Below are 16,491 nucleotides of genomic sequence, written 5' to 3'. Positions count from 1 at the left end.
TGAGTGGAGCATGAGAACTGCACGAATTGAACGAGAGACTAAAGAGTCTCATGTTTTAGTAGAACTTAATCTAGATGGGCAGGGCACCATTGACGTTTCCACTGGTGTTCCATTTTTCGATCATATGATGTCGCAGTTGGGAAAACATTCTGGTTTTGATTTGACGGTAAAAACAAGCGGAGATATCGATGTCGATTCACATCACAGCGTTGAAGACACATCTCTTGCATTTGGAGAAGCGCTGCGTACTGCGCTTGGGGATAAGGCAGGAATTCGACGCTTTGGTGACTCAATGGTTCCGCTGGATGAAGTTCTGGTGCAAGCTGCCGTTGATTTGTCGGGACGTCCATACTTAGTACACCGTCAACCAGAGATTGTTGAACTCATTGGAACTTTTGATACAACATTGGGCAAACATATTTGGGAGTCAATTGTTGCAGAAGCACATATTGCACTGCATATTCGAGTTCTTGAAGGGCGTAATGCGCATCATGTTTTCGAGGCTCAATTCAAAGCAGTAGCTCGAGCCTTAAGAGATGCCGTCTCCCTCGATGGTCGCGTTGCGGGGATTCCCTCGACAAAGGGCTCTCTTTGATCGCAATTCTTGACTATGGTTCAGGTAACTTGCGATCGGCAGAGCGTGCATTTGCAACGAGTGGCCACGAAGTTCTTGTTACCTCCGATGCTCGAATTGCGAGTGAGGCAGATGGCTTAGTAGTCCCGGGAGTAGGTGCATTTGCCGCATGCATGAATGGTTTGAACGCCATTGATGGTGCAAGCATCATTAAATCGCGGATAGAAAATGAACGACCGACTCTGGGAATCTGTATAGGTATGCAGATACTTTTTGCAGCAGGTGCTGAACATTCCCAAACTCAACCCCATCCAGGTGTAGGAGTTTGGCCGGGAACTGTAACCGTGCTCAACTCGCCTCTACTGCCACATATGGGCTGGAACACTGTTGATCCTTCAACTGCCTCACTTCTCTTTTCGGGAATTTCCAATGAGTCTTTCTATTTTGTTCACTCTTATGCCGCGAAAACCCCAGTTGGAGAGATGCAGACGTGGACCACGTATGGAGAGAAATTCTTATCTGCAGTTGAAGATGGTTATATGAGCGCAACCCAGTTTCATCCTGAAAAATCGGGCGCCGTTGGGCTGGCTCTGATTAAGAACTGGAGTAAATCTTTATGAAGCGCTTGGAACTCTTACCTGCTGTAGATGTTAAAGATGGTCGTGCAGTTCGATTAGTTCAAGGAGAGTTGGCACAGGAGAGTATTTATGGTGCGCCCCTAGAAGTAGCACTTGATTTTCAAAACGCCGGTGCAGAGTGGATCCACTTAGTCGATTTAGATGCTGCTTTCGGTCGAGGCGAAAACTCACTTCTTTTGGCGCAGATTGTCGCAACACTTGATATTAAAGTTGAGCTTTCAGGTGGAATTCGGGATGAAGAATCACTTGCGCGTGCAATTGCTACGGGATGTGCACGAATTAATTTGGGTACTGCAGCCCTGGAAAACCCCGATTGGACGGCCAGTGTCATCTCTAGGTTTGGAGATTTAATTGCAGTTGGGCTAGATGTTCGGGGGCACACATTAGCCGCGCGTGGATGGACGAGTGAAGGAGGAGATTTATTTGAAACTATTGCGCGCTTAGATGGAAATGGTTGTGCGCGCTATGTAGTAACCGATGTCACAAAGGATGGAACTCTGACCGGACCAAATATTGAATTGCTGAAGTCGGTATGCGCGGCAACCTCCAGACCGATTATTGCAAGTGGTGGAATCTCAAACCTTGGTGACATCGCCGAGCTAGCAACTTTGACGTCTTTAGGAGTAGAGGGTGCGATAGTTGGCAAAGCTCTCTATGCAGGTGCTTTCACTGTACAAGAGGCCCTAGAGATGACACGTACATGACGCTCTCATTTCGAATTATTCCCTGCCTAGATGTCACTGATGGACGTGTTGTCAAAGGAGTTAACTTTACAAATCTCATCGATGCCGGAGATCCAGTTGAATTAGCGGCTTTATATTACGCCGAGGGCGCTGACGAGTTAACTTTTTTAGATATTTCAGCAAGTAGTGCAGGGCGAGAAACAACTATGGATATTGTTCGACGAACTGCTGAACAAACATTTATACCTCTCACAGTGGGAGGCGGGATCCGATCCGTAAAAGATGTGGATCGACTATTACGCGCAGGTGCGGACAAGATATCAATTAACACTTCCGCGATTGCTAGACCAGAACTTATAGCTGAGATCGCAGATCGCTTTGGTTCGCAAGTATTGGTCTTATCTGTTGATGCCAGACGAGCTCGGACCGAATCTGGTTTTGAGGTTACTACACATGGCGGCCGTGAAGGCACTGATATTGACGCTCTTGCATGGGTTGAAAAGGCCTGCGCCCTTGGCGTTGGTGAAATTCTACTTAATTCGATGGACGCTGATGGCACAAGAGCGGGTTATGACATAGGGATGATTACTGCAGTCCGTGCAGTATCTAAGGTTCCATTAATCGCAAGTGGTGGAGCAGGCGCACTTGAAGACTTCGCCGCTGCTTTAAATGCTGGGGCCGATGCTCTACTTGCAGCGAGTGTTTTTCACTTTGGCAACTATCGAATTAGGGATGTTAAGTCTTATCTGGCATCACAGAATTATTCCATGCGCACCGTCCAGGTTTTGTAAGGCAGAATTACCTCATGACGGTTTTAGATCCAGCGATTGAAGCATTACTTAAGGATCCATCGGCGCTTATTCCAACGATAGTTCAAGATCTCTTCAGCCATGAAGTTCTCATGCTGGCCTATATGAACCGTGAGTCCTTGGCAATCACATTAGAGAGCGGTAGGGCAACGTACTGGAGTCGCAGTAGAAATGAGTTGTGGGTAAAAGGTGCCACATCAGGAAATTTTCAAGAGGTTCATTCACTCTCTCTCGACTGCGATGGGGATGCACTTCTCATAAAAGTTATTCAAACTGGGGTGGCCTGTCATACGGGCAATGCAACATGTTTTCATACTCCACTTGATGTGAGTTTACAGTGAATCTTGAAGAGTTTCGCGCACATGCAAAAGTATCAAATGTAATTCCCGTATCACGTCGGCTATTAGCCGATGGCGAAACACCACTCGGTATATATCGAAAGCTTGCAAAAGATGCACCGAATACTTTTCTCTTGGAGTCAGCCGAACATGGAGGAGCCTGGTCACGTTATTCATTCATCGGTGTTCGTAGCGAAGCAGTTTTAAGCGAATCACATGGCCTTGCTTATTGGCAGGGCAGTCCGCCAGCGGGGGCACCCTCTGGAATTGATCCACTAGAAGCGCTGCGTTTAACTATTTCACACTTAAAGTCACCAAAAATTGAGGGATTGCCCCCTTTAACTGGTGGCCTTGTTGGATTTATGGCATATGACGTAGTACGTAGGCTTGAAAAACTTCCAAATCTTTCACGCAAGGATCTTCCTTTACCTGAACTGAGTTTTATGCTGACAAGTGATTTAGCAGTCCTAGATCACAGTGATGGGACGGTTACTTTAATTGCAAATGCGATTAATTGGGATGGCAGCGATGCGCGGATTGATGAAGCCTTTGCGGCCTGCAACGAACGTTTAGATCGAATGCAACGCGATCTCGCAACGGCTTTAGCTGGTGATGTGGCGAAAATTGAAATCCACGCACAACCACACTTTGCTTCAACTATTGAGCCAGAGGATTTTAAATCAAAGATTTTAGAAGCTAAGGAAGAGATTGCGGCGGGGGAGGCTTTTCAAATTGTTCTCTCTCAACGTTTTTCGATTGAGTGCACCGCGGATGCTTTAGATGTTTATCGTATGTTGCGTTTGAATAATCCAAGTCCTTATATGTATCTATTTCGATTTAACGATGGAATCGATGTAGTTGGATCGAGCCCAGAAGCGCTGATAAAGGTAAATGGGCGTGATGTCATGATCCATCCGATCGCAGGCACACGTAAACGCTCGGCCTCACCTGAAGAAGATCATCGATTAGCCGAAGAGCTTCTTGCAGACCCTAAAGAGCGTGCAGAGCACTTAATGTTGGTGGATTTAGGAAGAAATGATCTTGGCCGTGTATGCCAACCCGGAAGCGTTGAAGTTATTGACTTCATGCATATCGAACGCTATTCACACGTGATGCATATTGTTTCAACGGTTACTGGAGTTTTAGATTCGAAATCAACGGCCGTGGACGCTCTATTTTCAGTTTTTCCGGCAGGAACTCTCTCAGGTGCACCAAAACCGCGCGCAATGGAAATCATCGAAAGATTAGAGCCAACGCGTAGAGGACTTTACGGAGGAATAATTGGATATTTAGATTTCACTGGAAATATAGATACCTGCATTGCGATTCGTACCGCATTAATTCACAACGGCACAGCCTACGTTCAGGCCGGAGCAGGAGTTGTTGCAGATTCGGATCCTGAATCTGAAAATCTCGAATGCTATAACAAGGCAGCTGCCGTTCTTAGAGCCATAGATTCCGCAAATAGATTACGTGATGACTAGTGGATCAAACTTTAGCAATTGGACTAAGTATCGTTATCGTTTATACGATTACTATTTTAGTTGGAAAGAAATTTCGAATTTCATCAAGATATGAGAGAGGTTCACACATTCAAGACCCTTGGAACTCCCTTGATAAGGGAGTTGATCCAAGTGAAGAGACTAGTGAAGAGAGAAATAAATGAGCGTGCTTGATGCAATTATTGAGGGCGTACGCGAAGATTTAGCATCTCGCCGATTATCAATGGCGCAAATTTCCGAGGCAATTGATGGCGCGCCGAAGGTGCGCGACCCGCTCGCCACGCTCTTGAAAAATGAAATCTCTTTAATCGCCGAAGTAAAACGCGCCTCTCCAAGTAAGGGTCAGCTTGCCTCAATTCTTGATCCTGCCGCTCTAGCCGAGCAGTATGCAAGCGCTGGGGCAACAATGATTAGCGTCCTTACTGAAAGACGCCGCTTTGGTGGATCACTCGATGATCTAGTCGCCGTGCGATCTAGAGTTGATATTCCCATTTTACGAAAAGATTTTATGATCGATGAGTATCAATTTTTTGAGGCACGAGCCCATGGCGCCGATGTTGTACTGCTTATAGTCGCGGCGTTAGGAAGCAATCAAATTAAGGATTATTACGAATTAACCCTCGAACTTGGAATGTGCGCACTCGTTGAAGTCCATACGCATGATGAACTTGAGAGAGCTCTGGAAATTTCCCCACAGATAATTGGGATTAATTCACGTAATTTAAAAACGCTAGATGTTGATGCGAGTGTTTTTACAGAGTTGATTCCTCGAATTCCTAAAGATCTAGTACGTGTGGCTGAATCTGGAATATCGACTAGAGGTGATGTTGAACACGCACAAGCACAAGGTGCCACAGCCGTATTAGTCGGTGAAGCCCTCGTTAGGGCTGGGGATGCAGAGGCCGCTGTGCGCGAACTTCTTGGCCTAGGTAGGCTTGAACCGTGAGTGTTGATGAGCTGCCTGGCCGATTTGGTCAATATGGTGGACGTTTTGTACCTGAAGCCTTAATCGGTGCACTTAATGAATTAGAAGCTGCACATATTTCGGCGCAAGACGATGCAGTTTTTTTAGCAGAGCTTGCCGAATTCCACCGTACATATACTGGACGTCCGAGCATCATTACCGAAGTTCCCCGCTTTGGCGAATTTGCAGGTGGTGCGCGAATAATTTTAAAGCGTGAAGATTTAAACCATACGGGTAGCCATAAGATTAATAATGTTTTGGGTCAAGCATTGCTTACTAAACGCATGGGTAAAAAACGTATTATTGCTGAAACCGGCGCTGGGCAACATGGTGTAGCCGCAGCTACAGCGGCAGCACTCTTAGGACTTGAATGTGTTGTTTACATGGGCCAAGAGGATACGCGCAGACAATCGCTCAATGTTGCACGAATGAAGTTGCTCGGTGCGCAGGTCATTCCAGTGGTATCGGGCTCACAAACTTTAAAGGATGCCATTAACGAAGCTATGCGCGATTGGGTAACAAATGTTGCAGATACACATTATTTATTAGGCACGGTGGCAGGCCCACATCCATTTCCAACAATGGTACGTGATTTCCAAAAAATTATCGGAATCGAGGCTCGAGAGCAAATTTTAGCCTTGTGCGGAAAACTTCCAGATGCAGTTTTGGCATGTATCGGTGGCGGGTCAAATGCCATAGGTATATTTCATGCATTTATCCCTGATTCGAAAGTTCGCTTAATTGGCTTTGAGGCTGGTGGCGATGGAGTTGAAACTGGAAGGCATGCGGCAACAATTACTGGAGGCTCTCCAGGGGTACTCCATGGAACTAGATCCTACGTATTACAGGATGAGAATGGTCAAACTATTGAATCTCATTCGATTTCTGCAGGGTTAGATTATCCAGGCGTTGGCCCAGAGCATGCATATTTACATGACATTGGCCGCGCTGAATACCGCGCCATCAATGACGATCAAGCGATGAATGCCTTCTCCCTTCTCTGCAAAACCGAGGGGATAATTCCTGCAATTGAGTCTGCTCACGCCTTGGCCGGTGCAATGATTGTGGGAAATGAACTCGGTCCTGATGCCACGCTTTTAGTTAATTTGTCAGGACGTGGAGATAAGGATGTCCAAACTGCGGCGCAGTATTTTGGAATCCCATTATGAGCACCCCTTTAGAAGATTTATTTGTAAAAGTTCGCGCTGAAAATCGCGCTGCCCTCATTGCATATATTCCAGCCGGTTTTCCTAGCAAAGATGGTTGCGCCAAAGCGATTCAAACATTGGTGGATTCAGGTGTTGATGCAATTGAAATTGGATTTCCCTATAGCGATCCAGTCATGGATGGCCCAACCATTCAAGCTGCCGCAGAAATCTCTTTAAAGGCCGGGACTGGAGCATCAGATGTCTTTGCCGCACTCAAAGTAGCAAGTGATGCTGGAGTTGCCTCAGTCATCATGACTTATTGGAATCCCATTGAAAGATATGGTGTCGAAAATTTTGCCGCCGCGGTTGCATCCCATGGCGGTTCAGGTGTCATAACTCCCGATTTACCAATCGAAGAGTCTGCGCTTTGGTTGAGTTCGGCTTCTAGGAATGCAATTAATCCAATCTTTGTGGTTGCACCAAGTACAAGTGATGCTCGCCTTGCCCAAGTCAGTGCCAAAACCGGTGGTTTTGTTTATGCAGCAAGCATGATGGGGGTGACAGGGTCTCGAAGCGATGTATCAATAGATGCCCTTGAATTAGTTTCACGTTTGCGCGCAGTGACCTCACTTCCTGTATGCGTGGGACTGGGTGTCTCGACCCGTGAGCAGGCCAAAGAAGTGGCAGGATATGCCGATGGCGTTATTGTCGGATCAGCTTTTATTAGACTTCTTCTCAATTCCAAGAGTGAAGCAAGTGGCCTAATTGCAATTTCAGCATTAGCTAAAGATTTAGCGAATGGAGTTCGAGAGGGGCGATGAAAAAATTTTATGGTAATGGACAATAAGATTATAAACGAGGAAGCTACATCGAGTAAGAAAGTCCCACACTTCAAGGCTTACGTGACAATGCTTGTCTCCTCGTTTTTCAGTCTTGTTGCTTCCCTAGTCTTGTCAATTGATGCAATTAAACTTGCCAAGGACGCCGACGCCCCATTGGCATGTAACATCAACTCGGCAGTCTCCTGCGCCAAGGTGGCGGTTTCATGGCAGTCCAATCTACTTGGATTCCCAAATGCGTTCCTAGGACTTATTTGCGAGGCAGTAGTCATAACGATTGCGGTTGCTGGTCTTTCCGGAGTTCAATTCCCTAAAAACTTTATGAGAGTTGCCTTGAGCATCTACGGTATCGGGTTACTTTTCGCCTTCTGGTTATTCTCTCAATCATATCTAGTCATAAAAGCCTTCTGTCCGTGGTGCCTCCTAGTTACTATTTCTACGGTCACAGTATTTGGGAGCATGTTTAGGATTAACGCTCTCAACGGGGCACTTCCACTGAGTCCTGAAAGAACGGCGAAACTACAGCAAAAATTATTATCTGGTTGGGACGCCGTTGTTATAACGGGTGTGTATTCCCTCATCGCATTACTATTAATTTTTAAATTACTATAAACTCTCAAAAGTTAAGCTAGTCATCGAAGACAAGGAGAAATAGATGTCCAAACAGGCAAAGGCAACTTCTGGCGGTGATCATTTCACGCGCTGGTTAGTAATTGGAATGGTCGCTCTCGTCGTTATCACTGGAGTTGTTTTCTCCATGATCGGTTCATCGACTAAAGCTAATGAGTCATTTACAGCCCTGAAGGGCATTACCTTAGGCCAACCTGTTGCTGCAACCGTCGATGTAGCACAAGGATCCGGTTTAGTTCTAAATCCGGGGGCTCCAGTAAAGATTGACATTTGGGAAGATCCGCAGTGTCCCATCTGTCGTTCATTTGAAGAGGCTAACGGTGAATATATTGAGGAGCTAGTTCGTACTAAGAAGGCAACCCTTGTTTACCACGTTCTATCTTTTCTTGGTGATGAGTCAGTTCGAGCAGCAAATGCATCGATGTGTTCAGCCGATGAGGGCCAGTATTTAGATTTTAACAAAGCCTTGTACCTCGTTCAACCCGCGCTAGAAAACTCAGGATTTTTTACGAGCGAGAATTTGATTAAAATCGGTGATTACATTGGATTAAAGAGCAAAAGCTTTATTGATTGTGTAAACAATGGGGGAAGGGCGGATTTAGTAAATGCTCATGCAGCTTCCATGGATAAATACAATGTCACCGGAACGCCAACGGTCTTTATCAATGACAAGTTATGGGTTCGAAAATCTAATGCATTTGATCCCGTAGAATTCCGTCTTGCTGTAGAGGCTGGCTAAAACCTTGTTGCGTTCGATTCCATCGCCAACTGTATCGGCGTTAGAAATCGGACCACTTACGATTCATCTCTATGCCGTCTGCATAATCACTGGTATAGCAGTTGCAATATGGCTTGGTGATAAGCGCTTCAGGGCGCTCGTACCCCATGCAACCTCGGTTGTTTCAGAGGTTGCAATTACTGCCGTCCCTCTGGGAATTATAGGTGGGCGGATTTATCACGTAATTTCATCTCCCGATGCTTACTTTGGTAGCGGTGGACACCCCATTGATGCCTTAAAGATTTGGGAGGGTGGCCTCGGAATATGGGGCGCAATCTCCTTAGGAACATTGGCGGCTTGGTTTCGTTATCGCCGGCTTGCTACGAAGATGGAGCTTCCAAGGTTTGCTTATTTTATGGATGCTCTTGCACCTGGAGTTCTTTTGGCTCAAGCCATAGGACGTTTTGGAAACTGGTTTAATATCGAACTATTTGGAAGACCGCTCAATGCGCCGTGGGCACTTTCAGTTCCACCCTTGAAACGGCCAAATGGTTTTAGCGCCTTTGAAACTTTTCATCCGACATTCTTGTACGAGGCTCTCTGGAGTACAGCGATAGCTTTATTGTTAATTTTCCTTGGAAGGAGATTACTCCCAGGCCAAATTTTTACTCTCTATGTCTTTGCATACTGCCTAGGTCGTATAGGTATTGAATCAATTCGAATCGACCAAGCACATGAAATTTATGGTCTGCGTCTTAATGTATGGGTCGGGAGCCTCGTAGCAGTAGGGGCACTTATTATTTATCGAAGGTTGGGCACAAAAAATATAAAAGTTATCGAGTAGGCTGAGCGCTATGCCGCTACAAGATGTTCGCGCCAGAAATTTACAACACCGGACTCACCGTGCGGGCTGGCTTCGGGCGGCAGTGTTGGGCGCTAATGATGGGTTAGTTTCAATGGCATCGTTGATGATTGGTGTTGTTGCAGCCGGTAAAAATGGGTTTCTGGTAACCGCTGGTTTAGCTGGAATCACAGCAGGTGCGATGTCGATGGCAGTCGGTGAGTACGTATCAGTTCGCTCGCAAAACGATGTAGAGGAATCAGACCGTGTACTTGAGATTGAACACTTGGCGACCGACCCCGAAGGCGAACTCTTAGAGCTTCAACATATTTACATTGCCCGTGGATTAACTCCAGAGCTTGCCCTTGAAGTTGCAATGGCAATGCATGCAAAGGATCCACTCGCTGCACATTTGCGCGATGAGCTGGGGCAGCATCCACACACCAAAGCACGGCCAGTACAAGCGGCCATTGCTTCCGCGATCTCATTTACTGTCGGCGGTCTGATCCCATTCCTTGGATCATTTGCGCCTTCAACTGGGGCTAAGGCGTGGAGCATCGTTGGTTTCACGATTGGGGGTTTATTGCTCACAGGCATAGTCAGCGCGAAAACCGCTGGCGCTAAGGTGCGCTCAACAACGCTTCGGGTGATAATTGGTGGCTCTCTCGGCATGCTCATCACTGCAGGAATCGGTCAGATTGCCCGAGTTGCAGGTATCTAAACTCTAGCCATTTCAATTTTTGTTGCTACTCTTTGCACGTATTGAGTAGTTGATACCTTCAGAGTATTTATTTCCTAGGGCCAAGGTTGTCCCGCAGTATTCCTCGACAATCGGAGCTCAACAATTATGGCTTTGCCTTCCGACTATCCACATGCACAGGGGCTGTACAACCCTGCCAAAGAACATGATGCCTGTGGCGTTGCGATGGTTGCAACTCTTAATAAAATTGCAACTCACGACATTGTAGAAAAAGCTCTAACTGCACTGCGCAACCTCGAGCACCGAGGAGCTTCGGGGGCTGAGCCAGATAGCGGTGATGGAGCTGGAATTCTCATTCGAATCCCGGATCGATTTTTCCAAGAGGTAGTTGAATTCGAATTACCACCATCAGGATCGTATGCCACTGGTATCGCATTCATTGAAAAAGGTGTAGACGTGTACGCCGATATTGCGCGTATTGCGCATGAAGAGGGTTTGCAAGTTCTTGGATGGCGAGAGTTACCCATTAACTCGACCTCCCTTGGAAAAACTGCTCTCTCAGTCATGCCTGATTTTAAACAGTTGTTTGTGAGTGGTCTCAAAAATGAGAGCGCACTTATTCTTGAAAGAATGGTCTTCTGCCTAAGAAAACGTCTTGAGCATTCACTGGCGCTTTACTTTCCTTCGCTCTCCAGCCAAACAATTGTTTTTAAGGGCATGCTTACAACGGGGCAACTTGAAGAGTTTTTTCCAGATTTAAGCGATGAGCGTGTTGAATCTCCGTTGGCATTAGTCCACTCCCGCTTTTCAACTAACACTTTTCCATCCTGGCCACTTGCGCATCCTTACCGATTTATTGCACACAATGGCGAAATTAATACAATTAAAGGTAATCGAAACTGGATGCGCGCACGTGAATCACTTTTAGAAAGTGATTTAATTCCTGGGGATCTCAAACGTTTATTCCCAATAGTTCAGATGTCAGGAAGTGATTCAGCATCTTTTGATGAGGTTTTAGAACTTCTTTACTTAGGCGGACGATCTCTGCCCCATGCAGTGTTAATGATGATTCCCGAAGCTTGGGAAAATCACAGCTCAATGTCTGAAGAGCGACGAGATTTTTACGCCTTTCACGCCTCATTAATGGAGCCTTGGGATGGTCCAGCCTGTGTGACTTTCACCGACGGCCATCAAGTTGGCGCAGTACTTGATCGAAACGGTCTTCGCCCTTCACGTTTTTGGGTAACTAAAGATGGACTTGTCGTTCTTGCCTCTGAAGTTGGAGTCTTAGATATCGCTCCGGCCGATATTGTACGAAAAGGTCGCCTACAACCTGGAAAAATGTTCCTAGTAGATATTGAAGCAGGACGAATTATTGAAGATGAAGAGATAAAGGATTCACTTTCAAACGCCGCCCCGTATGGTGATTGGCTTCATGCCGGCATCGTAAAGTTGAGTGAACTTCCCTCACGCGAACATATTGTTTACCCTCACTCATCCGTGCTCCGACGTCAACGCGCTTTTGGTTATACAGAGGAAGAGTTGAGAATTCTCGTGACACCGATGGCACAAAGCGGCATGGAGGCACTAGGTTCAATGGGAACCGATACCCCTATTGCCGCACTTTCAAATAGGCCACGCCTGTTGTTTGACTATTTTTCGCAACTATTTGCACAAGTTACCAATCCACCCTTGGATGCAATTCGTGAAGAGTTAGTAACCAGTCTAGGCACTGCAATGGGACCAGAGCATAACCTTCTAGATCCAGGCCCATTTTCATGTCGCCATATTTCTCTCGCATTTCCAGTAATTGATAACGACGAGTTAGCTAAGATAATCCACGTTAATGCAGATGGCGATCATCCAGGTTTAACTGCTCATGTTATACGCGGCCTCTTTTTTGTAGCCGACGGCGGCGATTCACTTCGCGCACGACTAAATGAAATTACAGCCGAAGTTTCGAAGGCGATTGAAGATGGTGCCAGAATTATTGTGTTATCTGATCGTGATGGCGATACTGAAGAGGCTGCGATTCCCTCTCTTTTGCTTACCTCTGCAGTTCACCACCACCTAATCCGTGAAAAAACGCGAACTAAAGTTGGTTTGGTCGTTGAAGCAGGTGATGTTCGAGAAGTTCACCACGTTGCACTGTTAATCGGTTATGGCGCGGCAGCGGTGAATCCGTATCTTGCAATGGAGAGTGCCGAAGATCTAGTTTTGCAGGGAGTCATTACTGGAATTACTCCAGAGAAGGCTGTTCGTAACTTAATTAAATCTCTTGGCAAGGGTGTTCTTAAAGTAATGTCCAAAATGGGAATTAGCACCATTGCCTCCTATACAGGAGCGCAAGTATTTGAGGCGATAGGCTTGAGCGCAGAAGTCGTTGATGAGTTTTTTGTGGGCACGACATCTGCTTTAGGTGGTGTTTCACTCGATGTAATCGCTCAAGAGACTATTGCTCGCCACCACATTGCATATCCGCCAGGGGGAGAAGTTCCGGGCACGAAGCGACTTCCTATCGGCGGTGACTATCAATGGCGTCGTGAGGGCGAACCACATTTATTTGATCCTGAAACTGTTTTTACATTGCAGCACTCAACTCGTAGCAAGCGTTACGATGTTTTCAAGCGTTACACGAATCGAGTCAATGATCAAAGTGCTCGCCTTATGACTCTGCGAGGATTATTTGAATTTAAACCGCAGGCCTCAATTTCAATTGATGAAGTAGAGCCTGCTTCAGCGATAATTAAGCGTTTTTCAACAGGTGCGATGTCGTATGGTTCGGTTTCGCAGGAGGTTCACGAGACTTTAGCAATTGCAATGAATCGACTGGGTGCTAAATCAAATACTGGTGAGGGAGGCGAAGATCCATCGCGATTTATCCCGTTAGTAAATGGTGATTCAAAGCGATCTGCCATCAAGCAGGTTGCCTCAGGTCGCTTCGGCGTCACCAGCGAGTACTTAGTAAATGCCGATGATATTCAGATCAAAATCGCACAGGGAGCAAAACCTGGTGAAGGTGGACAGTTACCTGGCAACAAAGTTTATCCATGGATCGCTAAGGTGCGTTATTCGACTCCGGGAGTTGGATTAATTTCACCGCCTCCACATCACGACATTTACTCGATTGAGGATTTGGCTCAGCTCATTCATGATTTAAAAAATGCTAATAAAAATGCGCGAGTCCATGTCAAGCTTGTCGCAGAAGTAGGCGTCGGTACTGTTGCTGCAGGTGTTAGCAAAGCCCATGCCGATGTAGTTCTTATTTCAGGCCACGATGGTGGCACGGGTGCCTCACCGCTGACTTCACTCAAGCATGCTGGCGCACCTTGGGAGCTGGGCTTAGCCGAAACGCAGCAGACTCTATTGCTCAACAATTTGCGCGAGAGAATAGTGGTACAGACTGATGGTCAATTAAAAACCGGACGCGATGTAATAATTGCCGCCCTTCTTGGCGCAGAAGAATTTGGCTTTGCAACTGCTCCACTGGTTGTTTCAGGGTGCATCATGATGAGAGTGTGTCATTTGGATACATGTCCCGTCGGTGTGGCGACACAAAATCCAGAGCTACGTGCTCGTTTCAGTGGAAAGCCTGAATTCATTGAAACTTTTTTTGAGTATATTGCCGAAGAAGTTCGCGAGATTTTGGCGCAACTAGGCTTTAAAACTTTACTTGAGGCCATTGGTCACGTTGAATATATAGAGGTAAAAAAAGCCGTCGATCACTGGAAAGCGAGCGGTTTAGATTTGACACCTCTACTTGTAAGACCAAAAAATTCAGGCGCTCTGCATAATGTATCTGAACAAGATCACGGCCTAGATGCCGCCCTTGATAATGAGTTAATTGCTCTTTCCCAACCAGCACTTACTAATCGAGAGCCCGTACGAATCGAAATGCCTGTCCGAAATGTAAATCGAACAGTTGGGACCATGCTTGGCGCGCAAATAACTCGGCTATTTGGCGGTGCCGGTCTTGCCGATGGAAGTATAGACATCACTCTGCACGGATCTGCCGGACAATCTCTCGGCGCATTTATTCCTTCAGGGTTGACTCTTCGTCTCTTTGGCGATTCAAATGACTATGTTGGTAAGGGAATTTCAGGAGGCCGTGTGATTGTACGACCGGATGTGAGTTCAACATTTAAATCACATGAGAATGTTATCGCTGGAAATGTTATCGGTTACGGCGCAACTTCTGGTGAAATTCATATTCGCGGAGTTGTTGGTGAACGCTTCTGCGTGCGCAACTCAGGTGCAACTGCAGTTGTAGAAGGTATAGGCGATCATGGTTGTGAATATATGACTGGTGGAACTGTAGTCGTCTTAGGAAACACAGGTCGTAACTTTGCTGCGGGAATGTCAGGTGGACGCGCCTTTGTATTAGATATTAATCCTTTACATGTAAATACCGATATGGTCGATGTTTTAGCTGTTCCGGATGATCAGGGCGTGGAGTTAAAGGCGATTATCACTAACTTTGCAGTTCTGACAGATTCAATCATCGCAACGCAACTCCTTGATGATTGGGAAAACTCCATTAGGCGATTCTCTCTCGTGATGCCGCGAGATTATGCACGTGTGCTGGAGGCTATGGCGCGTGCTGCACGTGAAGGTTTGCCGGTCGATGCGCATGTAATGGAGGTAGCAGCACATGGCTGATCCCAAGGGATTTCTTACAACACCTCGCGAAACACCGGCGCGAAGACCGGTAGATGTGCGTATTCAAGATTGGCGTGAAGTGTATGAACCTCAGAGCTTTGAACATTTGCAAAAGCAGGCCGGGCGGTGCATGGATTGCGGAATTCCCTTCTGTCATTCTGGCTGTCCACTCGGAAATTTGATTCCAGAGTGGAATGATTTAATCTGGCGGGGAGATACACACGAGGCGATTAATCGCTTACATGCCACTAACAATTTTCCAGAGTTCACAGGACGCCTTTGCCCCGCCCCATGTGAGACGGCATGCGTTGTTGCTATTAATCGCGATGCAGTAACGATTAAACAGGTCGAACTTCGAATAGTTGAAGAGGCATTTGCAACGGGTGAGGTTAAACCACTCATTCCGGATCGTTTGACGGGCAAGACAGTCGCCGTTATTGGATCTGGGCCTGCTGGTTTGGCAGCTGCTCAACAATTAACTCGGGCAGGACACACTGTTGCGGTGTACGAACGAGCCGAAAAAATCGGCGGCTTGCTTCGTTACGGAATTCCTGAGTTCAAAATGGAGAAGCATATTCTGGATCGTCGTCTTGAACAGATGGAGAAAGAGGGAACACGCTTTCGACCTGGCGTTGATGTCGGGGGAGAGTTAACAGGATCAGCGCTTCGCAAAAAATACGATGCAATTATCTTAGCGGTAGGTGCGACCAATTGGCGTGAATTGCCGGTCCCGGGCCGTTACTTAACCGGTGTCTATCAAGCGATGGAGTTTCTACCTTGGGGCAACAGACAGGCACTTGGCGAAACTAAAACTCCGGAGATAAATGTCAAAGGTAAACATGTCGTTATTTTGGGAGGCGGCGATACTGGTGCTGACTGTCTTGGAACTTCGATTCGCCAAGGTGCTGCCAGTGTTACGCAGTTAGAGATTATGCCAAGACCTAGTGAGGAACGTCCATCAACTGCGCCTTGGCCAATGTATCCCATGATTTTCCGTGTCTCCAGTGCACATGAAGAGAGTGATAACCGAATCTTTTCAGTGAGTACGCAGGAGTTCTTAGGTGACGAGTTAGGCAATGTGACAGCTTTACGTATCGTTGAAACAGAGTACGTCAATGGAAAGTTTGAACCGGTCGCTGGTAGCGAAAAAGAGATTCCGGCAGATTTTGTCTTTCTTGCAATGGGTTTCACCGGTCCAGAACAATCTCCGCTCTTGGATCAACTTGAGGTTCACATTGATGATCGCGGCAACATTGTCCGGGACAACAATTTTGCAGCAAATGATGATGGTGTGTTCGTTGCCGGCGATGCTGGACGTGGACAATCCTTAATCGTGTGGGCAATTGCAGAGGGCCGAAGTGCTGCATCGGCGGTTGATAGATATCTCACGGGTGATACTCAACTTCCAAATCCTATCGAACCCACTACCCGTCAGTTGATGGTTTAAG

Annotated in this window: 16 protein-coding genes; all 16 read left to right on the top strand. The window is 46.6% G+C overall.

Annotation, left to right across the window (positions count from 1 at the left end):
* Positions 1–10 precede the first annotated feature (10 nt).
* The 16 genes from hisB to Q8K48_03330 all read left to right on the top strand — a co-directional run bounded on the left by hisB (position 11) and on the right by Q8K48_03330 (position 16,490).
* Positions 11–595, top strand: coding sequence for an imidazoleglycerol-phosphate dehydratase HisB (gene hisB, locus Q8K48_03405; protein ID MDP1851445.1), 585 nt, complete (start codon positions 11–13; stop codon positions 593–595).
* A complete protein-coding gene (gene hisH, locus Q8K48_03400) occupies positions 592–1,194 on the top strand; it encodes an imidazole glycerol phosphate synthase subunit HisH (GenBank protein ID MDP1851444.1) in 603 nt (200 codons plus the stop codon). The genes hisB and hisH overlap by 4 nt, the downstream gene beginning before the upstream one ends.
* On the top strand, positions 1,191–1,916 hold the full coding sequence (priA, locus tag Q8K48_03395; GenBank protein ID MDP1851443.1) for a bifunctional 1-(5-phosphoribosyl)-5-((5-phosphoribosylamino)methylideneamino)imidazole-4-carboxamide isomerase/phosphoribosylanthranilate isomerase PriA: 726 nt from the start codon (positions 1,191–1,193) through the stop codon (positions 1,914–1,916). Before hisH ends, priA begins: the two co-directional genes overlap by 4 nt.
* Positions 1,913–2,686, top strand: a complete 774-nt coding sequence (gene hisF, locus Q8K48_03390; GenBank protein ID MDP1851442.1) for an imidazole glycerol phosphate synthase subunit HisF — start codon at positions 1,913–1,915, stop codon at positions 2,684–2,686. Before priA ends, hisF begins: the two co-directional genes overlap by 4 nt.
* Before the next feature lie 14 nt (positions 2,687–2,700).
* Positions 2,701–3,045 (top strand): phosphoribosyl-AMP cyclohydrolase, encoded by a 345-nt coding sequence (gene hisI, locus Q8K48_03385; protein MDP1851441.1) that lies wholly within the window; start codon positions 2,701–2,703, stop codon positions 3,043–3,045.
* Complete coding sequence (locus tag Q8K48_03380) at positions 3,042–4,526, top strand: anthranilate synthase component I (protein MDP1851440.1); 1,485 nt, start codon at positions 3,042–3,044, stop codon at positions 4,524–4,526. The genes hisI and Q8K48_03380 overlap by 4 nt, the downstream gene beginning before the upstream one ends.
* On the top strand, positions 4,526–4,708 hold the full coding sequence (locus tag Q8K48_03375) for a hypothetical protein (protein ID MDP1851439.1): 183 nt from the start codon (positions 4,526–4,528) through the stop codon (positions 4,706–4,708). The genes Q8K48_03380 and Q8K48_03375 overlap by 1 nt, the downstream gene beginning before the upstream one ends.
* Positions 4,705–5,490, top strand: coding sequence for an indole-3-glycerol phosphate synthase TrpC (gene trpC, locus Q8K48_03370; GenBank protein ID MDP1851438.1), 786 nt, complete (start codon positions 4,705–4,707; stop codon positions 5,488–5,490). Before Q8K48_03375 ends, trpC begins: the two co-directional genes overlap by 4 nt.
* The gene (gene trpB / locus Q8K48_03365; protein ID MDP1851437.1) at positions 5,487–6,677 is read left to right on the top strand and encodes a tryptophan synthase subunit beta; all 1,191 of its coding nucleotides are present in this window, start codon (positions 5,487–5,489) and stop codon (positions 6,675–6,677) included. The genes trpC and trpB overlap by 4 nt, the downstream gene beginning before the upstream one ends.
* Complete coding sequence (trpA, locus tag Q8K48_03360) at positions 6,674–7,477, top strand: tryptophan synthase subunit alpha (GenBank protein ID MDP1851436.1); 804 nt, start codon at positions 6,674–6,676, stop codon at positions 7,475–7,477. The genes trpB and trpA overlap by 4 nt, the downstream gene beginning before the upstream one ends.
* A 15-nt stretch (positions 7,478–7,492) precedes the next feature.
* Entirely contained in the window at positions 7,493–8,107 is a 615-nt protein-coding gene (locus Q8K48_03355; GenBank protein ID MDP1851435.1) for a vitamin K epoxide reductase family protein, read from the top strand.
* 43 nt (positions 8,108–8,150) lie between these two features.
* Positions 8,151–8,864, top strand: coding sequence for a thioredoxin domain-containing protein (locus Q8K48_03350; protein MDP1851434.1), 714 nt, complete (start codon positions 8,151–8,153; stop codon positions 8,862–8,864).
* 4 nt (positions 8,865–8,868) lie between these two features.
* Complete coding sequence (gene lgt, locus Q8K48_03345) at positions 8,869–9,687, top strand: prolipoprotein diacylglyceryl transferase (protein MDP1851433.1); 819 nt, start codon at positions 8,869–8,871, stop codon at positions 9,685–9,687.
* A gap of 10 nt (positions 9,688–9,697) precedes the next feature.
* Positions 9,698–10,405 (top strand): VIT family protein, encoded by a 708-nt coding sequence (locus Q8K48_03340; protein MDP1851432.1) that lies wholly within the window; start codon positions 9,698–9,700, stop codon positions 10,403–10,405.
* 126 nt (positions 10,406–10,531) lie between these two features.
* Positions 10,532–15,043 carry a glutamate synthase large subunit gene (gene gltB / locus Q8K48_03335; protein MDP1851431.1) on the top strand — a complete coding sequence of 1,504 codons (4,512 nt, stop codon included), beginning with the start codon at positions 10,532–10,534 and terminating at the stop codon, positions 15,041–15,043.
* Entirely contained in the window at positions 15,036–16,490 is a 1,455-nt protein-coding gene (locus tag Q8K48_03330) for a glutamate synthase subunit beta (protein ID MDP1851430.1), read from the top strand. Before gltB ends, Q8K48_03330 begins: the two co-directional genes overlap by 8 nt.
* The last annotated feature ends 1 nt before the right edge of the window (position 16,491 follow it).

Origin of the sequence: Candidatus Planktophila sp., assembly GCA_030681675.1 — a bacterium.
Taxonomy (GTDB): domain Bacteria; phylum Actinomycetota; class Actinomycetes; order Nanopelagicales; family Nanopelagicaceae; genus Planktophila.
This window is presented reverse-complemented; position numbering and strand designations above follow the sequence as displayed.

What these genes read in the sequence shown, in the direction of transcription:
- Q8K48_03355 (MDP1851435.1), top strand. Translation starts at nt 7,493, where the DNA reads ATGGACAATAAGATTATAAACGAGGAAGCTACATCGAGTAAGAAAGTC.
- Q8K48_03330 (MDP1851430.1), top strand. Translation starts at nt 15,036, where the DNA reads ATGGCTGATCCCAAGGGATTTCTTACAACACCTCGCGAAACACCGGCG.
- hisI (MDP1851441.1), top strand. Translation starts at nt 2,701, where the DNA reads ATGACGGTTTTAGATCCAGCGATTGAAGCATTACTTAAGGATCCATCG.
- priA (MDP1851443.1), top strand. Translation starts at nt 1,191, where the DNA reads ATGAAGCGCTTGGAACTCTTACCTGCTGTAGATGTTAAAGATGGTCGT.
- Q8K48_03350 (MDP1851434.1), top strand. Translation starts at nt 8,151, where the DNA reads ATGTCCAAACAGGCAAAGGCAACTTCTGGCGGTGATCATTTCACGCGC.
- trpC (MDP1851438.1), top strand. Translation starts at nt 4,705, where the DNA reads ATGAGCGTGCTTGATGCAATTATTGAGGGCGTACGCGAAGATTTAGCA.
- trpA (MDP1851436.1), top strand. Translation starts at nt 6,674, where the DNA reads ATGAGCACCCCTTTAGAAGATTTATTTGTAAAAGTTCGCGCTGAAAAT.
- Q8K48_03340 (MDP1851432.1), top strand. Translation starts at nt 9,698, where the DNA reads ATGCCGCTACAAGATGTTCGCGCCAGAAATTTACAACACCGGACTCAC.
- hisF (MDP1851442.1), top strand. Translation starts at nt 1,913, where the DNA reads ATGACGCTCTCATTTCGAATTATTCCCTGCCTAGATGTCACTGATGGA.
- hisB (MDP1851445.1), top strand. Translation starts at nt 11, where the DNA reads ATGAGAACTGCACGAATTGAACGAGAGACTAAAGAGTCTCATGTTTTA.
- gltB (MDP1851431.1), top strand. Translation starts at nt 10,532, where the DNA reads ATGGCTTTGCCTTCCGACTATCCACATGCACAGGGGCTGTACAACCCT.